Below are 20,133 nucleotides of genomic sequence, written 5' to 3' on the forward strand. Positions count from 1 at the left end.
TCTTGACCTGTCTGCAACCAGGTTGGCCGTGGCGGCTTCCTCGCGGCCCTTGTTGTCGTGGTGGCCTGCGGCTCACATCGGCTCCGAGCCGTCGCCTTTGAGGATGTAGTCCAGGTAGTTGATGGAAATATGCCGGATTACCCCGGCGGCGGCCCGGGAGAGCATAAGATCTCGGAAATATCGATCACGGCCCGCGCAGCCCAGGGGCCTCCTTCCCGGAGAAGAGGGCGCCGCGGCTCCGTCAGCGGGGGAATCTGTGTACTTGGCACATCTTCGGGTCGAGAACTTCCGGGTCTTCGGAGCTGCGGCCGAGAGTGAGGGCGAGACGGACGCATCGCTGAACCTGTCGTTCATGGCCGGGACGAACGTGCTCGTCGGCGAGAACGACAGTGGGAAGACGGCGATCATTGACGCGATCCGACTGTGCCTGCAGACAGCGGCGACGGACTACTACCGGGTCTCTCAGGACGACTTCCACCTCGGGAAGGACGGGCGGGCGGAGACCTTCACTATTGTGTGCGGGTTCACCGACCTGTCGACCGAGGAGCAGGCGGTCTTCCTGGAACTGCTCACCCACGACCGCAGCGGCGCTACCTGGCTTTGCGTGACGTTCAAGGCCCAGCGGATGGACCCGGTCCGGAACCGCGTCTCGGTCACCACCCGAACCGGACCGGACGGCAACGGCCCCGCCCTGGATGGCGCCGCACGCGAACTGCTCCGCGCCACCTATCTGCGCCCCCTGCGCGACGCGGAGGCGGAACTGCGATCGGGCCGCGGATCACGGCTGTCCCAGATCCTCGCTGGCTACCCGGCGATGAAGGATCAGGGTATCGATGACTACAACCCCGAGGGCGATGACCCTCCCTCCACGCTGGTGGGGATTCTACGCCGCGCCGAGCACGACATCCGAGACAACGATGCCGTCTCTGATGTGAGCCAAGACATCAACTCGGCTTACCTGCAGCGGTTCGCCATCGGCGATGATGTCCTGCGCGCCAAGATCAGCGTTGCAACCGACGCCACGCTGGCCCGCGCATTGGAACGGCTCGAACTGAACCTCTTCGCTGAGTCGGACGAGTGGACGCGCCGCGGGCTCGGCTACAACAATGCCTTGTTCATGGCCGCAGAGCTCCTTCTGCTGGGCAAGAGTGAACTGGCACCCCTGCTGTTGATCGAGGAGCCCGAGGCGCACCTCCACCCCCAGCTCCAGACGCGGATCATGGACCTGCTCCGCGACAAGGCCCAAGGGCCGCAGAAACGCGGTACGGCCCCGGTCCAGGTCATCCTCACCACCCACAGCCCCAACCTCGCCTCGTCGACGCCCGTCGAGTGTCTGACCCTCGTCGTCCGGGGCCGCACCTTCCCGTTGCGGCGCGGCATCACGCGCCTGAACGGCGAGGACTACGCGTTCCTGACCCGGTTCCTGGACGTCACCAAGGCCAACATGTTCTTCGCCCGGGGCCTGGCGATCGTCGAGGGCGACGCTGAGGCAATCTTCCTGCCCGCTCTCGCTGCCGGCCTGGGCATGCCCTTCAACGAGCACGGCGTCAGCGTGGTCAACGTCGGCCACGTCGGCCTGTTCCGGTACAGCCGCGTCTTCCAGCGCTCCGGCGAGCAGATCCCCGTCCCGATCGCCTGTATTCGCGACCGCGACCTCGTCCCCGCCGACACCCCGGAGGAGATGCGCGGCGGCCTGAAGTGCTGGGACGAGATGACAAAGCAGGAGATCGCCGCGCATGTCACGGACCTCGCCACTGACGACGACGGGCCAGTGAAGACCTTCGTGTCGAACTGGTGGACCTTGGAGTACGACCTCGCGGTCGCCTCCTGGGCCATGGCCAGGCTGATGCACCGCGCGGTCAAACTCGCATCCGTTGCAGAACGGTCGTGGCCTGACGGCGCCAAGACCGATCAGATCATCCTCCGGGCCGACAAGGACGTCGACGAGTGGGAACGCCAGAACCTCACTCTGGAACAGGCGGCCCTGAAGATCTACAGACCGCTCAAGCTCGACAGAGCCAGTAAGTCGATCACCGCGCAATTCGCCGCGCAGCTCCTCGCCTCCACCTCGCTCACGGAGAGCGACGTTCCACCCTATTTGGTCGACGCCTTCAGGCACCTGTGCGGCGAGGTGGCCCCGTGACCGGCATCCACCTGCCCGATGCCTTTGCCACGCACAAGGTGGAGGCGATGCTGAAGCTCCTCGGACTCGACCCGCTCGACGCCGAGCAGTGGGACTTCCTGCAGAGCGAGGCTACACAGGACCTTCAGGCCGCCCCGGGGTCGGGCAAGACCACCTTGATCGGGCTCAAGCTCGCGCTCATGGCCGACGCATGGACCTCCGTGACGTGCGGGGTATGCGTGCTGTCCCACACCAACACGGCCAAGAATGAGATCGCTGACCGAGTGGCCTCTCTTGCTGCGGGCCGGAGGCTGCTGCGCTACCCGCACTTCATCGGCACCATTCAGTCCTTCGTGCACACCTTCCTCGCGCTGCCGGCCGTGCGGGCCAAGGGCGTCGAGGTCCGGTCCGTGGACGACACGGCCTTCGAGACCGCAGCAATCCGCCTCCTGCAACACCCCAACTACTCCACCCTGCGCAGCTACGTGGAACGTCAGCGCGATGGCACCGGCATTGTCACCGGTGCGATGTTCACCTACAAGGACGGTGAACTCGTGGTCACCGGCGCGACCAGGGAACCCCCCTTCCGAGCTGAGACAACCAGCAGCAAGCAGTTGTCCAACCTCAAGTGGGCTCTGGCCCGCCGAGGCGTCTTCCGTTACCAGGACATGTACGCCATCGCCCAGCAGTACCTCGCCGAGCGCCCCGGCATCGTCCCCGCTGTCTCTGCGCGCTTCCCGTTCGTTCTCCTCGACGAGATGCAGGACACCAGCGCCACCCAGCACGAACTGCTGGACCTCGTCTTCGCCTCCTCGCCCACCGTGGTGCAGCGGGTAGGCGACACCAACCAGGGCATTTACAGTGACGCTGGCGCCATGAGCGGACCCGTCTCGGCGTTCCCGCTTTCCGGCGCCGCAGAGCTGCCGGTTAGCCGCCGCTTCGGACCGCAGATCGCAGTTGTGGCCAGCCGCTTGGCCGTCCGGCGCCCCCAGCAAGTCCACGGAGCCGGTCCCGACGGCCAGGTGGCGGTATTGCTGTTCGACGAGGCCACAGCGACTGATGTCGTGCCGACCTTCGAACGTATGGCCGCCGTAAGCGTCCCCGAAGATGTCCTCAATAGGCGTCCGCCGCGTGTGCTGGGCGCGCGGCAGGCCCGGGGAGCTTCCGATGCCTACCCGCAGTCGATCTCCTGCTATGTGCCCGGCTACACCCCGCCCGGCCGCCCGACGGCCCACCGCGCTCTGATCGACGTGGCCCGCGCGGCAGGGGCCCAGTGGAGGTCCGGTGCGGACAGCCATGAAGCGGTCAGCGAGTTGTGGAACGCTCTGCGCGCGTGCTTCACGCCCCTGACCGGCGAAGGGCTACCGGCGCTGGGCCGCCTGGAGAGGTCTGCGGCGACCCCCGGAGGCAGGGTGCGAATCCTGCTGCGTGAACTTCTCGTCCACGGAACCGCGTTCGACGAGGCAGGCTGGGCCATGATCACCGAGCAGCTGACCGTCCAGATGAAGCTGCTCGCCGACCGGCCGCTGAAGGCTGTCGGCCTGGAGTTCACCCCCGCGGCCGAGGCGGCCACAGCAGCGGGCGGCGTCCCCAGGAGTTCCGCCGCAGCGCCGACGGTGCGGGCCGTACCCGGGACCATTCAGAGCGCGAAGGGCGAGACCCATGCGGCGACGCTGATCCTGGAGTGCCTTGAGAAGAACGGCAAGAAGTTCGACGTGACCGAGGCGCTCCGCATGGTCGCGGAGGGGAGCGACCCCCGACGGGAGCTCAAGAGCGTCCAGGCCGCTGTGCAGCTCGTCTTCGTCGGGGCGACGCGCCCCACCCACCTGCTGGCACTCGCCGCCCACCGCGACCGCGGCAAGCGGTACGCGGAAGTGATGATCGAAGCGGGCTGGAACGTCCGGGACCTCACCGAGCACTGACTTGCATCGGTCCCAGCGGGCCCGTCTCGCCCGTTTGCCGCGGTGCGTCTCCGACACCTTGTGGGTTGGGCCGCTGGTTGGCGGGCCCCGTACCCCGGCAGTGACGTGAAGAGGAAGAGGCCCGCGACACGGCATAGCGGGCCGTGTCGCGGGCGGAGGGTGGTCTTAGGACCAGGACAGTTCGGTTCGAACAGCGGGTGGGAGGTAGCCCTCTTGGCCGTTCTCGGCGATGTAGGCCACGGTGCTGGGTCCGTCGGGCACGGTGACGACGCGGTCGATGCGGTGGGCGAAGGGCCAGTCGGGGTTGATGGCGAGGAAGACCGGCAGGTCGTGGTCGAGGGTCTGGAGCTGGTGGATCAGTTGTCCAACGGTGAGCGTGTGGGACATGGGGTGTCTCCGTGGGTGTTAAGGCGCGAGCTGGTCAGAGGCGGGAGCGCTGGACGTTTTTGAGGGTGGAGAGCATGCAGGCGAGGAGTACGGCCGCCCACGTGCCGAGCATGTACGCGGGCCAGTAGGCGGTCAGTTCTTTGCGGGCGAGGCTGTCAGCGGCCCAGAACGCGTTCGTGCACAGAGCGACTTGCGCCCAGATCCGCCAGCATTTGATCCACTTCTTGAGCGTTGCGGCGCGGCGTCGAGCGCGGCGTACTTCGCGAGCGCGGTCGTCCGCCTCGGGCAGGTCGGAGGTCACCGAAGCCAGCTCCGCCAGAGTCTGGGCGGCGAGTGCGGCGCTGGAGCGGTCGTCGCGCTCGGCCTGGTCGAGGCGGCCGTTGGCCAGGGCTGTGCCGAGGATCGTGAGCACGATGTTGCGATCGGTGTCGGAGGCACGCGTCGTGGGTGGTGCGGAGGAGTCGTAGGCGGACAGGGTGGTGGGTCGATGGAGCACGAGCGGGCCTCCCAAGCGCGTCAGGGTGTGGGGTGTGCGTGTCAGATGCAGGCGCACCAGCGGCTGGGGTGGGCGATGAGCGCGGAGAGGAATCCCGCGACGGCGTGGGCGGGGACGTCGTGGTCGAAGGTCGTGCTCCAGGCGCGGCGGCCGTCGGGGCCGTGGACGCTGATGTGCCATAGCTCGCCGAAGGCGGCTTCCGGGCTCTCGGGCAGGAACCCGACGAAGACCCGTCGGTCGGGGCTGGCGCAGTAGACGTTGGCCTTCGGGTCGTCGACCGTGGCCCAGCCGCTGTTGTCCAGCAGCCGCAGGACGGGGTCGGCGCAGTGGCATTCGAGGAGCCACTCGCGCTCGGCGGGCTCGGGGCGAGCCGGGGTAAGGGCTTGCGTTGTCACGAGGAATCCCTTTGTTGGCCTGCGGGTTTTCGCGTCGTCCGTACGTTGACTTGGAATGGGCGCGGCATTCCAGTCCGTGCGGGAGGGTGTGTGTCTGCTGCGGGCGAACTCGGCGGTCGAAGGGCGGGACGGACGTCTCGTGCGGGAATGAATCGGTCGCCCCGCAGGCTGACTGCGGGACGACCGATGGCGAGCGAGAGCGGTGGACGCCGTGTGCGGGGACGAGCGGTTCCGGTTCGAGGAGCGTGTGGACGACGCCGAGGCGGGCTCCCTGGCGCGCTCGCGAGCGGCCAGCCAAAAGCGCGTCGAATTGACCGTGGAGGAACTGGCCCGAGCCCTCGACTCCCCCGTTGCGGCAGCATCAGGAACGCGAGAGGCATCCGGGCCGTGAGTACCGAGGAGCAGGGGGGAGGTTCACCGCCGCCGGGACGGCCGGGCGGGAGCGGAGCGGCTGGTCGCCGGTGGCGAGACCGGGCTCGGCTCCGCTGATGTGCTCCGCGAGGGCGCCGTTGCTCGGGTACAGCTTTGGGCGGCTGCGGCCCGTGGTGCGGTGGAGCGCATAGGGGCTGTGGTGACCGTGGCCTTGGGGTGGAGAACGGCGTCGGCGGCGCGGTCGACCGGTTCGGTGTTGGCCAGCCGTTCGACGGTGGCGGTGACGAGCCGGGTGGGGGTGTGGGCGGTGAAGGCGCCGTACCACTCCAGGTAGCCGTTGTTCCCCGTGCGGCCTCCGTGGATGAGCCAGGGCTGGTAGTCGGGGTCGAGGGGGTGCCCGGGGGCGGTGTCGTAGAAGACTTGGGCGAGCCGGTCGGGGGAAGTGAACTCGATCTCCCATTCGTTCTCGCGGCGATGCCAGCCGGCCTCGGCCAGCGGGTGCAACACGCTGTCCGCCCGGGGGCGACGTCCCCTGGGGGTGTGGAGATCCTCGGCGAGGGCCGTGGTGAGGGCTTCGACGACCTCGGGAGGCGTGCCGGTGGTGAATTCGGCCAGCCAGGTGGGCGGGGTGTAGCGGTCGGGTGCCTCGTAGATGCACCACAGGGCATGGGTCAGGCCGTTGGGCAGGTAGTCGAAGTGGTGCCCGCCTCGGGGCGAGGTGAGGTGGACGTTCCCGGCCCGATCGACCTCCTGACGGAAGCCCGCCTCCCGCAGGGGGCGGCGGGCGTGGAAGCTGGGCGCGGACCCGGCCAGGTACACGGGCGAGACGTGCTGGACGGCGGACTGGGCGTCGGTCTCGGGCATGACAGAACCTCCTGATCGGGTTGCGGTGTTCAGCGCTTCGGCGCCGGGCGGGGCGATGCCGAGGCCGTGGTGGGGAGGCGGGCAGCCTCCTGCGCGTGCGGCGGCCCGGGGCGGTGGCGGCTGCGGGCCTGGGCCGCCGCGACCTGCGCGGAGCGCGGGGACGCGCGCAGGTCGACGAGCGGGCGGTGGCGCTCGGGTAGCCGGTGCGCGGGGCGCTCGACGGGCCGGGGGTCGGCGACGGCGGCGGCGACCGCGGTCAGCAGCGGCTGCGGGGTGTGGCCGGTGAAGGACGCCGTCCACGCGGGGTGTTTGACCGGATCCGGTCCGGCGGTGAACTTCCAAGTGGCCGCGCCTCGGTCGCGCAGTTCGTCGTGGTCGTCGAGGTAGCCGAGGCGCAGGTGGAAGGCGGCGTGCTCGTCGGGGGCGAGCATGCGCCACGGGCGCGTCCCTGGCACCGGTTCCCACTCGTGCGCGGCGAGGAGACGGGCGGGCGTGTGCCCCGCGTAGTGCTGGCCGCCGTGCAGGTGGTCGGCGAAGTAGTTCCCGATGCCGTCGACCAGGTGCTCGGTGAAGGCCAGGAGGACCTCGTCCGGGGTGGCGCGGTCGAAGTGGGCGGACCAGACGGGCATGCCGAGTGGGTCGGCGGCGTAGGTGAAGGTCCACTCGCCGTCCAGGCGCCGTGCGGCGCGCAGGCGTTGGCACGGGCTGGCGTAGTACGGATCCGGCCCGACGAGGGTCCGGGTCCAGCCAGGGGTGGTGTCCAGGAGCGGGACGAGGGGGTCGGTGCCGGTGGTTCCGGCGAGGTAGCGGGGCGCGACGAGAAGGGTCTCGCCGCTGGCGGCGGGGTGCGGCATGAGGGGGCGTTCCGGTGGTGGGGTGCGGGCGCCCGCCCCTGGCAGCGCCGGGGGCGGGCGGGCACTGGGACGGACAGGTCGTCTGAGGCCGGGCACGCCGCTCACCGCGCGCGGGAAGGGTGGGAGAGCGCGGTGACGTAGGCCGGAACGCGGGGCTGCGGCACGGGCGGGTGCGAGAAGAGCCCACGCGCGGCCGGAGCCGCGGGCGAGGACCGGCGCGCGGCGGCGGCCCGACTCGCCGTCGCAGCCGGGCGCTTGCCCCGCTCGTGCCCCACGCCTTGGGCGGCCTGGCTGCGGCGGCCGAAGTCGTGCAGCTCGGCGTAGACCGGAGCGAGCTGCCGGGCGGCCGGGGTGAGGGCGTAGGAGAAGTGCTGCTCGGGGCCGAGGCGAGTTACCAGGCCGTCGTCGAGGAGCTGTTGGGTGCGGTAGTGGAAGGAGCCGGTCGCCATCCCGGCGGCCTCTCGCAGCTCGCCGGGGCGGAGCGGGCCGTGCTCCAGTGCGCCGAGCACCTCGACCGCGCCCTTGCCCCGCAGCCGGGCCAGCGCGTCCTCGACACGGTCGGCCCGCTTCCAGGCTGGGTTGGCCTGCTCGAAGTGCCGCTTGTGCCAGGAGGCGAGAGCACGGTGTGTGGAATGGGCCTGCTGCCCCAGGCGGGTGGCCGCGACGTAGCCGCGTTCGGGCTGCTTGGTCACTAGACCGGTGGACTGCATGCGCAGCAGGACCTGGTGGGTGGCGTTCGCGTTCAGCCACGGCATGGCCGCCGTCAGATCACGCGCCCGTTGGGGGCCGCGCTCGCGGAGGCTCTCCAGCGTCCAGGATGTCCAGCGCGGTGCGAGGACCTCGACGGCGTGGAGCACCCGGTCCGAGGTGGCCGGGGCAGGGGTGGTGGTGTTCATGGTGTTCTCCGGGAGGTTCAGCGACGGGGGCGGGCTGTCGTATGGGCTGCGGGGACGGCGCTGGCAGGGAGCGTGGCGGCGGGTACCGCACCCGGGCGGGTACGGGTTCGTGTGGTGCGGATCTGGGCGGCACGGGCCCGCGCATGACCTGGCTGTTGATGTGCGGCCCGGTGCAGGGCGGCGGAGACGGAGGCCCGCTTCGCCTCCAGCGGGGTGGGCACGGAGGGGCGGTCCCGTGACCCGGCTTTGTGGACGGGGGCGAGCTGGACGAGGTGCTCGACCTCTTGGCGGATCATGTGCCGTTCCCGGACGACCGGGGCGGGCTGGTTCAGCGCGGTGGCGGTGGCGGCGATGAGGTGGTCGGGCGTCTCGGCGGTGAAGGTGGCCTCCGCCCGGGTGAGGTAGCCCGGTGGTCCGGCCCACAGCCGTACGGTCTCCTCCTCGCGGCCATGGCCGCGGGTGTCGATCCAGGCCCCGGCCTGCCCGTCGGGCGCGAGCAGCTCCACCGTGCTGGGCTGGGAGGCCCGCAGCCTTTCCCATCCGGCGTCCAGCAGTGGTTCGACGCTGTCGGCCCAGTAGATCGATGGCCGGGCGAGGAAGCGCTCGGAGTCCGGGTCCCAGTCCTGGACCAGTGCTGTGGTGAATCCGGCGGTGATCTCCGGGGGGAAGTTCTGGTTGAAGCGGGCCGTCCAGCGGGCGGGGCCGACCGCGTCCTCGGCTGCGGTGATCTTGACGGGGTCGTAGTCGTCGCCGAACCAGCCGAGCCGGATCCGGCCGTCGGGGCTGGTGATCAGCAGTTGGCAGAAGGTCTCGTCGTCGAGGTCGTGGTGGGGCCAGTGGTCGACCGGTGCGAAGGCAGGGTCGCCGGTGAAGCCCGAACCGGCCAGGTAGCGCGGGGTGACGTGGTACTCGCGCCAGCGCCGCTCGTCGTCCAGGTCGTCGAACATGCGGAAGGTTCCTCGTGGTGGCGGTGATCAGCGCACACGTCGCAGGTACTGCTGCGGCGTGGCCGTCCCGGGCGCGGGAGCGGGCGGTTCGCTGCGGACGCGTGGGGCGTGGGCGGAGCGTGCGCGGGCGGCGTGCGCCCGCCCGGCGTGCGGCCCGGCTTCGGGGAGCTGCCGCTCGCGGGCCAGGCGGCGGGCGGCGGATTCGTAGGCGGCGTGGTCTTGGCGCTCGCCGACGGCCAGCAGGTAGATCTCCCGGCGGTGCTGGGAGGCGGCGGGGGCTTCGCGGTACTGGATGACCATCCGCCACCGCGTCTGCGGATCGACGTAGACCTTGTGGCAGCCCGCCAGTTCACGGGTGAGGGGAGCACCACGCTCGTTGCCGTGCACCAGGTGCTGGAGTTCGAGCAGCGCCAGGTCCCGGATCTTCTCCGGCACATCGCGAAGATCGGCCAGAGCTTCGGGGTGGGCGGCGAAGGCGTACCGGGCGCTCACGAACGCCCCCGAGCGCGGACGAGATTCGTATCAGGCGTCGCCGACGCCCCCGGCAGGTTTAGCTGCGCGCTGGCCGTGGCGTGGGTCGTGGTCCGCACGAGGGCAGCAGCGGCACGACGGTCGACGGCGCTGCGCGCGGGGGCCAGGGGCAGCGGGGTGTCCCGGTCCCGCAGCCATGCGTCGGCCGCCTCGGCGCTGGTGAACGCGCCCTCGCGCACGGTGTACGTGTCGAGGGACGGTGTGGTCTCTTCCAGGAAGAGCCGGTAGGGCCGCGCGGCGGAGTCAGGGTGGTCGTCGTGGACGAGGGTGCTGACCTCGACGCCCTCGTCGAAGCGGCAAGGGTTGTGCGTGTAGTGGTCCAGCAGTGTGTACCGGCCGTCCGGATTGGCGCGCAGCATGTCCTCCAGCCGGGAGGTGAGCCCATCGGCCGGGCGCGGACCGGGCGCGGTGCTCAGCTCGATCGCCTGGGGTGGACAGCCGCGGGAGATGAGCCAGTTCTGCGTGACCGGCACGGTGGGCTGCCGGATGTGCTCGAAGGTGAAGGTGCTCTCGAACAGATCGCGCTGGACGTGCATCCCGACGTACTCGGCCGTGCCGGGGACGTCCCAGGGGGCAGTGCTGTCGTAGAACAGCAGGAAGGTGTTGCCCTTGGTGTGGTGCGAGGCCAGCTCGGTGTACATGTCGGCGGAGAGCGTTGCGGCGTGGAAGTCCTCCTCGACGAGGTCGCAGGCAGGCTCGAAGCCGTCGATGCGGTAGTCCGGGTCCGTCACGCCGCCACCTCGTACGCCGCGGGATCGGGGTGGGCCAGCAGCCGGTGGTGCGGGCGGGAAGGGCTGGTGGTGCACGCGCTGAACGGGCCGTCAGGCGCGCGCAGTTGCATCAGCGCGGGGTCGAGGTGGTCGCGGTGCCACACGGACGGGCCGGCTAGCCCCGCCTCGGCGTCGGTGAACTGCTGCCAGGCCAGCCACAGCGCGTGCAGCCGGGCGACGGCCTCGGGATGCTCGGTCCACTGCGCGCACCAGGGCCGGGTGGCGGTGATCTCGCGTCCGTAGACCGGCAGCAACAGGTCCTCCACCCACACCTTCAGCGCCGCCAACTCCTCGTCGTACGCGGCACCGGCCATGGCCAGGATGAACACGGATGAAGCCCCGGCCTCGCCGCTCCCGCTGCTCGGGTCGGCAGCGGGAGCGGCCCGGCCGGGCCCCGTCTCGTCGCCCGCGGGTGGGGGCGGGGGTTCGTTGGTGAGACGGGCGAGGGTCTCGCCTTGCTTGCGGGTCTCGGCGACCAGACCGGTGACCGTGGAGACGAGGTCGTCAAGGTCGTGGTCCGTTATCCGTACCGGCTCGTGCTCGTGGGCGGAATCCATCGGCAGCCCCTTCGTCGCTCGGGTGTGGGAGCGACGAGGATCCGCAGAACGAGCGGTTTGGCCCGGCCGGGGAACCAGGTGTAGAAGGGGCGGCTTACCCTCCACGCCGATGACGGCAGACAGGGGCGGAGGGTACGAGGAGCCGTGCTGCCTGGCGGGCTTGCTGCGGGACGACGCCGTTGCCCAGTGCGGTGAGTTGGGCAGGGCGTCCCAGCCCGGGGGTGGCGGTCACCCAGCCGTCGTCCAGGCCCTGCATCCACTCCACGAAGCGTGGGCTCAGGCGGCCCGCTTCGTCGGTGGGCGCCGGTGCCGGGCGCGTGAGGCTCTCCCATCAGGAGATCGCTCCGCCGTAACGTCCCCAATCCCGGGGGCGTTCTTCGTCACGACCGAAGTGTCGAAGAGGACGAGGGCCGGGTTCGGGTGAACGCCAGGCACGGTCGTCCTGCCGCTCAGTTGCGCCGCCGAGGGCAGGGTCAGGTCGCCGATTCCGTGCCGCTGGCGCGGTGAGCCCTTGATGCCATCGGACGCCTTCGGCGTGGGCAGCAGCCACTCGACCTTGTCCGCGAGGTTGGGACCGTGTCCGCCCGCCTTCCGCTTCGCGGGCGGCTGGCTCCCGCCATTGGACGCCAAGTTGCTCGTCGGCGTCTTCAACAGCGGAACCCGGTCGCCAAGCGGCGAGGAAGAGCCGCTCCCGTCGGTGCGGGGCACCGACGTCGGAGGCGCGTAGCACGCACCAGCGCGCATCGCGCCCGAGGTCGGCCAGGGAGCCGAGTACGGCACCGAGTGCTCGCAGAGCAGGTCGGCCTGTGCCGTCTCCCAGACACCACGGGCACGGTTCCACTGCGCCAGCGGGAGCGGCGGGGGAGGTGAGGAGTCTTCGAACGTTTTCGATCACCACCAGGCAGGGGTTGAGGGCGTCGATGGCGGCCACGATGTGGTGCCACAGCCCGGAGCGGTTTCCTTCCAGCAGACCGGCACGGCGTCCGGCGATCGAGACGTCTTTGGCAAGGGAATCCCGCGGTCAGGACGCACACCTTGGCTGTGTCGGTTTCCCCTGATGCCGTTTCGACGCGAGATCGGGAGTCATTCGTCAGGCAGCGCTGTGATCAATCTCAGTGAGAATTGATGTCACTGTGCTGCGCCTGTCGGCGCTCGGCTCCAGCTTCATCGTCGTGGGCAGCGAGAAGGTCCAGCGGCGCCTGGACGGAGAAGTGGGCTTCAGCGGGATGCCGGAAGGAGCCGTCCAGGTAGAGGAAGTGCTGATTGCGCCGTCCGGTGCGCTTCCGGTGCAGGTGGCCGGTCTGTTCGAGGTCGTCCAGGATCGCCTGGACGGTGCGTTCGGTGATCTGGCAAAGTCGATCAGCCGTCGTCGGCCAAGTGCTCCGAAGCGGGGAGCATCACTTGGCTGCGGTTTCTCGGCCGGCGTCGCGGGCTGCGGCCAGGGCTTTGGTATGTCCGTCGGCGGCGAGGTCCTGGAGGTGTTCCATGCCGGGGGAGGTGGCGGCGAGGGTGAGTTCGCGCTCGATGACGACGAGGTCGGCCTGCCACACGTCGGCGAGGATGCGTTTGAGGTACGGGGTGGAGTGGTCCCAGCCTTCGCGCGGAGTGCCGGGGGCGTAGCCGCCGCCTCGCACGGTGGCCAGGACGGTCGGCTTGTCCTTGAGTACCGGGCTGCCCAGGGGCGCCCCGGCGATGACCAGGTCGACCCAGGTCTTGAAGTGCTGGGAGACACCGAAGTTGTACAGCGGCACGGCCAGTACCACCGCCTCGGCGGCCTCTAGTTCCACGGTGAGCGACCCGGCGAGGGTGAGCGCATCGCGCTGGGCGGGAGTGCGGTCGGGTTCGGGCGTCACGTTGCCGGTGTGGGCGTGTGCCCAGGCGTCGGCGGGCAGCGGGTCGGTGCCCAGATGGCGGCGTAGCACCGGCGTGTCCGGGTGGACTGCGGTCCACTCCGATTCCACGAGGTCGGCGAGTTCGGTGCTGGCGGATGTGCCGGGAAGGATGCTGGCGTCGAGTCGGAACAGGCTCATGACGTCTCCATGGTGTTGGTGTTGGTGGCAGCGCGGTTCTGGAGTATTCAGCGCCCTCTGCGCATGTAGGCGCGGAGCGACAGCGGGACGAAGATCATCAGCAGCGCGGCCGACCAGAGCAGGACCGTGGTCACCGGATGCGCCAGTGGCCAGGCCACGTTCCCGGACGGGGCGCCCGGGTTGCCGAACAGCTCCCGTGCGGCGGCGGTGAGCGCGCTCACCGGGTTCCAGTCGGCCAGGAAGCGCAGCCAGCCCGGCATGCCGTCGGTCGGGACGAACGCGTTCGACAGCATCGTGAACGGCAGGCCCAGCGGCACCATCGCGTCGGCGACCTGGTCGTTCTTCACCGCCAGGCCGACGTAGACGCCCACCCAGCTCAGCGCGTACCGCAGCACGATCATCAGCAGGAACGCCTGGGCGGTGGGGATCAGGCCGCGGTGCGGTTGCCAGCCCACCAGCAGGCCCGTGCCCACCATCATGGCCAGCATCAGCAGGCCGGTCAGCAGGTCGGCGCCGGTCTGCCCGAACGGCACCGCCAGGCGTGCCATCGGCATGGAGCGGAAGCGGTCCATCACGCCGCGGGAGGCGTCGGCGGCCATCCGCGTCATGACCCCCAGCCACGCGGAGAAGGTCACCATCGCGAACAGGCCCGGCATGAGGTACTCGCGGTAGTCGCCGCCGTCCGGCACCTGGATCGCGCTGCCGAAGACGTACCCGAACAGCACGACCATGACGGCCGGGAAGATCAGCGCCGCGACGAGCTCGCCGGGAGCGTGCCGCAGCCGTCCCAGCTCGCGGCCGACGAGGGTCAGCCCGTCGGTGAACGTCCATCGCAGGCGGTGGCCCGGCGGCGGGGCGGGGTCGGTCATCGGACCAGCTCCTTGTCGTCCGTGAGGCGCAGGAACACCTCGTCGAGGGTGGGGCGGCGCAGCCGCACGTCGGCCGCGGCGACCCCGGCTCGGTCGAGTTCGCGCATGACGTCGAAGAGCCGGAAGCCGCGGCCCGGCAGGGCGACGCTGAGCCGGTCGGAGCCGGTCGTCGTGGGATCGGTCCCGGCCAGCGCTTTCAGTACGGTCGCCGCCGGATGGAGGGCGGCAGGGTCTTCGAGTTCGACGTCGAGGCGGTCGCCGATCGTGGCCTTCAGTTCGTCGGGGGTGCCCGTGGCGATCACCTGTCCGTGGTCGACGACGGCGATGTCGTCGGCCAGCTGGTCGGCCTCGTCCAGGTACTGCGTGGTGAGCAGCACCGTGGTGCCGTCCGCCACCAGTTCGCGGATGCTGTCCCAGATCTCGCCGCGGCTGCGCGGGTCGAGACCGGTGGTCGGCTCGTCCAGGAAGAGCACCTCGGGGCGCAGGATGAGGCTGGTGATCAGGTCGAGGCGGCGGCGCATGCCGCCGGAGTAGCCGGTGACCTGCCGGTCGGCGGCGTCCGTCAGATCGAAGCGTTCGAGCAGCTCGTCGGCCCGCCGGTGCGCCTCTCGCCGGGACAGGTGGGAGAGGCGCCCGAACATGCGCAGGTTGCCGCGGCCGGTGAGCTTCTCGTCCACGGCGGCGTGCTGGCCCGCGAGCCCGATTCTGGCGCGCACCTTGCCGGCCTCACGGACGATGTCGTGTCCGGCGATGCGGGCGTGCCCGGCGTCGGGATCGGACAAGGTCGCCAGGATGCGCACCGCGGTCGTCTTGCCCGCGCCGTTGGGCCCCAGTACGCCGCAGACCCTTCCTCTCGGGACGCTCAGGTCCAGACCCCGTAGGGCGTGGGTGTCGCCGAAGGACTTGTGCAGCCCTTCGGCGACCACGATCGGATCAGGCATAACTCCTCCACTGAGTACCTTGTACGCGGTCTCGGCGGTCACGCTAAACGACTGGGTACTATGTACGCAACCAAGGAGGTGGAACGGTGCCCGACGCCGAGTACGTGAACATCTGGATGCGGCCCGAGCGCGCGACCTACGGGCCGACGCCGGTCTACAGCCGCGCGAAGATCACCGAGGCGGCCGTCCGGATCGCCGACGCCGAGGGGCTGGAGGCCGCCACCATGCGGCGGATCGCCGCCGATATCGGCACCGGCGCGATGTCCCTCTACCGGTACGTCCCGAACCGCGAGAACCTGGTCGAACTCATGGCCGACCAGGTGATGGGCGAGATCGATGTCACGGACATGCCCTCGGGCGACTGGCGCGCCGACCTGACCCGCTACGCCGACGAGCAGCGGGCCATGTGGATGAGGCACCCGTGGATCGCCACCGTGCAGCGCTCACTCCCCAGCTTCGGCCCCAACCAACTGGTCCTGGTCGAACGGCTGATGGGGGTGCTCGACCCCTTCATCCCCATCGACGAGAACCTCAGCCTCGTGGCCCTGCTGAGCAGCTACGTCGAGAGCACCGTCCGCGAGGAGATCAGCACGGCCAGGGGAATCCGCCGCAGCGGACTCAGCGAGTCGGAATGGATGGAGCGGAGCTACCCGTACATCGACCGGCTGGTGAAGAGCGGGGAGTACCCGATCTTCACCAAGGTCGTGATGGAGGCGCGCCAGCCGCACCTGAGCCGCGACGACCAGTTCCGGAACGGCCTCAAGCGCGTCCTCGACTGCATCGCCGCAGCCCTCCCGCCAACGACCGAGTCTCCAAGCTGAAGCCGAGCCGGGTCGCCCTGCTCTTGTTCGCCACCAGGTCCCAGTCGCCATCTATCCAGCGTGCAGTTCGCCAGCAGCTCCTCTGGCGACCACTCTTGCCGCCCCTTTGGCCTCGATCACTCGATTCGACCAACGCAGCGCCCAGGACCGGGAAACGGGGCGCGTCCAGCTACCCGCGGCCTACTTTGCGGCTGGTGTCTGAGCTAGGACACCGGGGCCTCAGAGACCGTCCGTGAACTTCGCCAAAGGAGACCGCGTGGAACTCGTCCATACCAATGATCCCTACACCCGCCTTGAGCCAGGCGACCAGGGAACGGTCTACTGCTGGGATGCACACCTGGGCCATCTCGAAGTCGCCTGGGACAGCGGCTCACGGCTCAGCATGATCCCCAGCGAGGGAGATCGCGTCCGCCACGCCCCCTCGAGACTGCAAGCAGCCTCACCGCGTGTGCAGGACAGCTGCTGGTCTTCCAGGCCACCCGAAGCGTCGGCTTAGAAGACCAGCAGGGAGATCGTGGGTCAATTGCCCCACCCTGCACATATGAGTATCTGCATGTGATTTGCGCCCACCGGGATGCGGTGAAATGGCTGGCAGGTGAGCCGGGCGATCTTTCTCCGGCGACGACCTGCGCCTCTTCGTGGAGTGTCGTGGCCGATTCTGTTTGGTGTAGACCAAGTACCGGCTGGGTAATGGGTGCGGATAAAGATGAAGTAATGGGTGCGGATAAAGATGAAGTTGTGTAACTGTGCGGGCTGTTGATGGCCATGGTGGTCATCATGTGATTCTTCCGTGGGGGGAAGAAGATGCAGATACGCACATTAGGTGCGCCGGTGAGGCGTGCTCCCAGACGTGCCAGACGGGCGGCGATCGCGATGGTCGCCGCCTTGGCGTTAGGAGCGTCGATCACGCCCGCGCTCGCCGGGCCGGACGAGGAGAAGCCGTCCTCGGCCTGGGGCAAGGACGGGGCGAAGGCGAAGATGCCCGCCGTGAAGGTGGGCAAGACCAAGGCGCCGGGCGCGAAGCGTGAGGTCGCCCCGCCCAAGGCCGTGACCGACTGGCGCAAGGCCCAGGAGAAGCGGGCCGAGGCCCCGGTCAAGGAGCGGGAGAAGCTGGCCGCCCCGGAGGCGGAGTTTGTACCGTCCGGGCAGGGGCAGGTGCCCTGGCAGCAGATCTCCGACGTACGCGTGACGGACGCCCTGGTCGCCCGGGTGAATTACTCGACGGGCAATCTGATGCTGGCCGCGACCGACTTCGACGTGGCCGGAGTGGGCCCCTCCCTCCGGCTCGCCCGTACGTACAACTCCCTCGACGCCCCGTGGGGCAAGGTTTCGCGCCGCTGGTGGCAGGGGTACGAGCGCTACCTGCGGATTCTGCCGGAGGAGAACAAGGCCGTCCTGTACGACGCGAGCGGCGGCTCGGTCTCCTTCGCCAAGAAGGCCGACGGGACCTTCACCACGCCGAAGGGCTACCGGCTCGACCTGGAGCAGAAGGCCGACAAGACCTACGTGCTCACCGACCGTGCCTCGGGGGCGAAGGATACCTACAGCGAGGGCGGCACGCTGACGAAGGTCACCGACCGCAACGGCGGTGAGGTCCGCGTCGAGCAGCACGACCAGGGCGCCGAGCACAAGGGCTTCAAGCTGACGGATGTGCGCTCCGGGCGGTTCGTGGACCTGGTCAAGACGGACACGGCGCAGTGGCAGGCCAAGGACAACACCGGCCGCACGGTCGTGATGGACCTGGACGCGGCAGGCAACCTGGCCAAGACCACCGACACCGAGGGCAAGGCCACCAGCTTCGGCTACGACGCCGACGGCCGCGTGACGAAGCTGTCGACACCGGAGGGGCGGGTGACGGTCTTCACCTACGACACGAAGAACCGCGTCACCTCCATGAAGCGCGCCACGCACTTCGACGGCTCCGGCGAGACGGGCCCGACCTACACCTACAGCTACTCCGCCGACGCCCCGAACAAGGCGGGCTCGACGAAGGTCACCGACCCGGCCGGGAACACGACCACCTACGCGCACACCGCCGACGGCGAGGTCACCAAGGTCACCGACGCGCTCGGGCGCAACCGCGACCGTACGTACGACGCGAACCGCAACGTGGAGACCGCCTCGGATGCGATGGGCGTCGGCGGCGATCCGGCGAACGTGACCACGTATGGCTGGGACGCCCGCTCCAACCCCACCACCGCCAAGCTCCCGACCGGCGCGACCTCGGCGCTGACCGGCTACCGCACCATCGCCGGGGCGGACGTGCCCGGCAAGACGACGGACGCGAACGGCACAAGCGTCAGCTACACCTACGACGACGCGGGCAACACCACCAAGGAAACGGTGGCCGGGGAGCAGGGCGGCACCCGCACCTTCGCCTACAACCCCCAGTCCCCCACCTGCGGCGGCTTCGAGGGGCAGCGGTGCGAGGTGAAGGACGCGAACGGCAAGGCGACGACGTTCCACTACGACACCAAGGGCAACCTGGATAAGGTCACCCCGCCCACCCCACTGGGCGCGACCAGCTACACCTACGACGAGGCCGGACGCCCGGTCACCTCCACCGACGGCCGGGGCACGAAGACCACGTACGCCTACGACCACCGCGACCGCCTCACGAAGGTCGCCGGTCCCACGGCCTGGGCCGAGTACAGCTATGACGGGGACGGGAACGTCACCCAGCGCTCGGACGCCACCGGCATCACCAAGTACGCCTTCGACCCACTCAACCGCGAGACGATCCGCACCCTCCAGGACGGCTCCCAAACCGTGCTGACCTACAGCCCCGAGGGCAACGTCGAGTCGTACACCGACCCGAACGGCACGGTGAAGTACACCTACAGCAAAACCCACAAGCTGCTCACCCTCACCGACCCGCAGGGCAAGAAGACCGAGTACGACTACAACGCCAACGACGCACGCACCAAGACCAGCTTCCCCGGCGGCACCGTCGAGACGACCGAGCGCGACAAGTCCAACCGCCCCGTGAAGATCAAGGCCACCTCCACCACCAAGGGCGTCCTGACGGACCTGTCCTACTCCTACGCCTACACGGCCGGGGGCAAGCAGGTAGACGGCAGCAAGATCCGCACCCGCACCGACGCCGCGAACGGTCTCAAGCGCGCCTACGACTACGACTCGGCCGGGCGCCTGACCTTCACCAAGGAGATCAAGGGCGCGACGACGAACGACAGTTGGCTGTACTGCTACGACAAGGCAGGCAACCTGACCTCGCAGGGCATCAAGGCGGGCTGCCCGGGCGGGACGACGTACGACTACAACGACGCCTCCCAGATCACCGCCAAGAACGGTTCCGCGGACGGCTGGTCGTACGACAAAGCAGGCAACGAGACAGCGGGCGCTCCGACGGCAGGCAGCGCGCGTACGGACAGCAAATGGAATGACTTCTCGCAGAACACCGCGCTCACCCAGGGCGGCAAGGAGTTCCAGGTCAAGTACGCCAGCACGGACAACTCCGAACGCGTCCAGTTCGGCGACACCGCCCTGCACCACGGCCCGCTCGGCCTCTCCGCACAGACCACTGGCGGAGTGGACATGACCTTCACCCGCGAAACGGGCGGGATCCTCAACTCCTTCCGCACCAGCGGAAAGAGCTACTACTACCTCACCGACGCCATCGGCTCCACCGAAGCCGTCGTCAACGACCAGGGTGAAAAGGTCAACTCCTACTACTACAGCCCGAGAGGTGTCACCAACGCCACCGAAAAGGTCCCCCAGCCCTACCGCTTCGCGGGCAGCTACCAGGATCCCACGCAGCTCTACCACAACGCCGCCCGCTACTACGACACCCACACCGGCCGCTTCACCCAACCCGACCCGTCGGGTCTAGAGGCCAACCCCTACCTCTACGCCGCAGGTGATCCCACCAATCACACTGACCCCAGCGGGTTGCTCTTCGGTATCGACGTTGAACTTCCCGATTGGCTCAAGCCTGCTGTGGAAATGTCAATTGACGGCTTCATGGCGGGAGCCATCACGGGCTGCATCGCGACCTGGTCGGAAGGATGCGTAGCGGGCGCAGTCCCAGGAGGAACGATCGGTGCGTTCGGCGGTTTCGGTACCGGGCTCTACCGGGGCGCCCGAGAGGCGAGCAATGGTTCATCCTGACAGCTACATCCGGCTCGGGGTCGCACTCGCGCTCCTGATCGCCAGTTTGCCTGCAGTGCACGACAAGATTGAACAGAGTTCGATGGAGGCTCTGTGGTACATCGTGTGGGCTGCAGCCTGTGCTGGGGTTTCCTATCTAGCTGTCGGAATCTGGCGGCTTGTAAGAAACAGGGGAACTCGCTGAGTCCCAACATCACGGAATCAGCGTAGTGATTCGGGTCGAATCTGTAG

19 protein-coding genes are annotated in these 20,133 nt (G+C 69.2%); 5 read left to right on the forward strand and 14 right to left on the reverse strand.

Features of this window, described 5'->3' with window-relative positions:
• Positions 1-262: 262 nt before the first annotated feature.
• Positions 263-2,143, forward strand: coding sequence for an ATP-dependent endonuclease (locus ACGF3A_RS06745; protein ID WP_393726448.1), 1,881 nt, complete (start codon positions 263-265; stop codon positions 2,141-2,143).
• A complete protein-coding gene (locus tag ACGF3A_RS06750) occupies positions 2,140-4,044 on the forward strand; it encodes a UvrD-helicase domain-containing protein (protein WP_393726450.1) in 1,905 nt (634 codons plus the stop codon). Before ACGF3A_RS06745 ends, ACGF3A_RS06750 begins: the two co-directional genes overlap by 4 nt.
• Before the next feature lie 165 nt (positions 4,045-4,209).
• Here ACGF3A_RS06750 and ACGF3A_RS06755 read toward each other — a convergent pair whose 3' ends face one another.
• From ACGF3A_RS06755 to ACGF3A_RS06820, 14 genes are all read right to left on the reverse strand, one after another.
• Complete coding sequence (locus ACGF3A_RS06755) at positions 4,210-4,431, reverse strand: hypothetical protein (protein ID WP_393726452.1); 222 nt, start codon at positions 4,429-4,431, stop codon at positions 4,210-4,212.
• 34 nt (positions 4,432-4,465) lie between these two features.
• Positions 4,466-4,927, reverse strand: coding sequence for a DUF1707 domain-containing protein (locus tag ACGF3A_RS06760; protein ID WP_393726454.1), 462 nt, complete (start codon positions 4,925-4,927; stop codon positions 4,466-4,468).
• 41 nt (positions 4,928-4,968) lie between these two features.
• Entirely contained in the window at positions 4,969-5,322 is a 354-nt protein-coding gene (locus tag ACGF3A_RS06765; RefSeq protein ID WP_393726456.1) for a DUF317 domain-containing protein, read from the reverse strand.
• A gap of 414 nt (positions 5,323-5,736) precedes the next feature.
• Complete coding sequence (locus ACGF3A_RS06770; RefSeq protein WP_393726458.1) at positions 5,737-6,558, reverse strand: DUF317 domain-containing protein; 822 nt, start codon at positions 6,556-6,558, stop codon at positions 5,737-5,739.
• 29 nt (positions 6,559-6,587) lie between these two features.
• Positions 6,588-7,412, reverse strand: a complete 825-nt coding sequence (locus tag ACGF3A_RS06775) for a DUF317 domain-containing protein (RefSeq protein ID WP_393726460.1) — start codon at positions 7,410-7,412, stop codon at positions 6,588-6,590.
• 101 nt (positions 7,413-7,513) lie between these two features.
• Positions 7,514-8,308, reverse strand: a complete 795-nt coding sequence (locus ACGF3A_RS06780) for a winged helix-turn-helix transcriptional regulator (protein ID WP_393726462.1) — start codon at positions 8,306-8,308, stop codon at positions 7,514-7,516.
• A 17-nt stretch (positions 8,309-8,325) separates the two neighbouring features.
• On the reverse strand, positions 8,326-9,255 hold the full coding sequence (locus ACGF3A_RS06785) for a DUF317 domain-containing protein (RefSeq protein ID WP_393726464.1): 930 nt from the start codon (positions 9,253-9,255) through the stop codon (positions 8,326-8,328).
• Between the two features lie 27 nt (positions 9,256-9,282).
• On the reverse strand, positions 9,283-9,747 hold the full coding sequence (locus ACGF3A_RS06790) for a hypothetical protein (protein ID WP_393726466.1): 465 nt from the start codon (positions 9,745-9,747) through the stop codon (positions 9,283-9,285).
• Complete coding sequence (locus ACGF3A_RS06795) at positions 9,744-10,517, reverse strand: hypothetical protein (RefSeq protein WP_393726468.1); 774 nt, start codon at positions 10,515-10,517, stop codon at positions 9,744-9,746. The genes ACGF3A_RS06790 and ACGF3A_RS06795 overlap by 4 nt, the downstream gene beginning before the upstream one ends.
• A complete protein-coding gene (locus ACGF3A_RS06800) occupies positions 10,514-11,113 on the reverse strand; it encodes a DUF4913 domain-containing protein (RefSeq protein ID WP_393726470.1) in 600 nt (199 codons plus the stop codon). The genes ACGF3A_RS06795 and ACGF3A_RS06800 overlap by 4 nt, the downstream gene beginning before the upstream one ends.
• Positions 11,114-11,444: 331 nt before the next feature.
• Positions 11,445-12,104: a DNA cytosine methyltransferase gene (locus ACGF3A_RS06805; protein ID WP_393727189.1), complete on the reverse strand. Its 660-nt coding sequence runs from the start codon at positions 12,102-12,104 to the stop codon at positions 11,445-11,447.
• 406 nt (positions 12,105-12,510) lie between these two features.
• Positions 12,511-13,143, reverse strand: a complete 633-nt coding sequence (locus ACGF3A_RS06810; protein ID WP_393726471.1) for an FMN-dependent NADH-azoreductase — start codon at positions 13,141-13,143, stop codon at positions 12,511-12,513.
• A 47-nt stretch (positions 13,144-13,190) separates the two neighbouring features.
• Positions 13,191-14,012 carry an ABC transporter permease gene (locus ACGF3A_RS06815; RefSeq protein ID WP_393726473.1) on the reverse strand — a complete coding sequence of 274 codons (822 nt, stop codon included), beginning with the start codon at positions 14,010-14,012 and terminating at the stop codon, positions 13,191-13,193.
• Positions 14,009-14,953 (reverse strand): ATP-binding cassette domain-containing protein, encoded by a 945-nt coding sequence (locus tag ACGF3A_RS06820; protein WP_393726475.1) that lies wholly within the window; start codon positions 14,951-14,953, stop codon positions 14,009-14,011. Before ACGF3A_RS06820 ends, ACGF3A_RS06815 begins: the two co-directional genes overlap by 4 nt.
• A gap of 86 nt (positions 14,954-15,039) precedes the next feature.
• Here ACGF3A_RS06820 and ACGF3A_RS06825 point away from each other — a divergent pair, with 86 nt between their 5' ends.
• The 3 genes from ACGF3A_RS06825 (at position 15,040) to ACGF3A_RS06835 (ending at position 19,902) form a co-directional block, all read left to right on the forward strand.
• A complete protein-coding gene (locus ACGF3A_RS06825) occupies positions 15,040-15,774 on the forward strand; it encodes a TetR/AcrR family transcriptional regulator (protein ID WP_393726477.1) in 735 nt (244 codons plus the stop codon).
• Between the two features lie 232 nt (positions 15,775-16,006).
• A complete protein-coding gene (locus ACGF3A_RS06830) occupies positions 16,007-16,270 on the forward strand; it encodes a DUF4314 domain-containing protein (RefSeq protein ID WP_393726479.1) in 264 nt (87 codons plus the stop codon).
• A gap of 482 nt (positions 16,271-16,752) precedes the next feature.
• Positions 16,753-19,902: an RHS repeat-associated core domain-containing protein gene (locus ACGF3A_RS06835; protein WP_393727191.1), complete on the forward strand. Its 3,150-nt coding sequence runs from the start codon at positions 16,753-16,755 to the stop codon at positions 19,900-19,902.
• The last annotated feature ends 231 nt before the right edge of the window (positions 19,903-20,133 follow it).

This window comes from Streptomyces sp. NPDC048172, from assembly GCF_043202595.1.
In the GTDB taxonomy this organism is placed as follows: domain Bacteria; phylum Actinomycetota; class Actinomycetes; order Streptomycetales; family Streptomycetaceae; genus Streptomyces.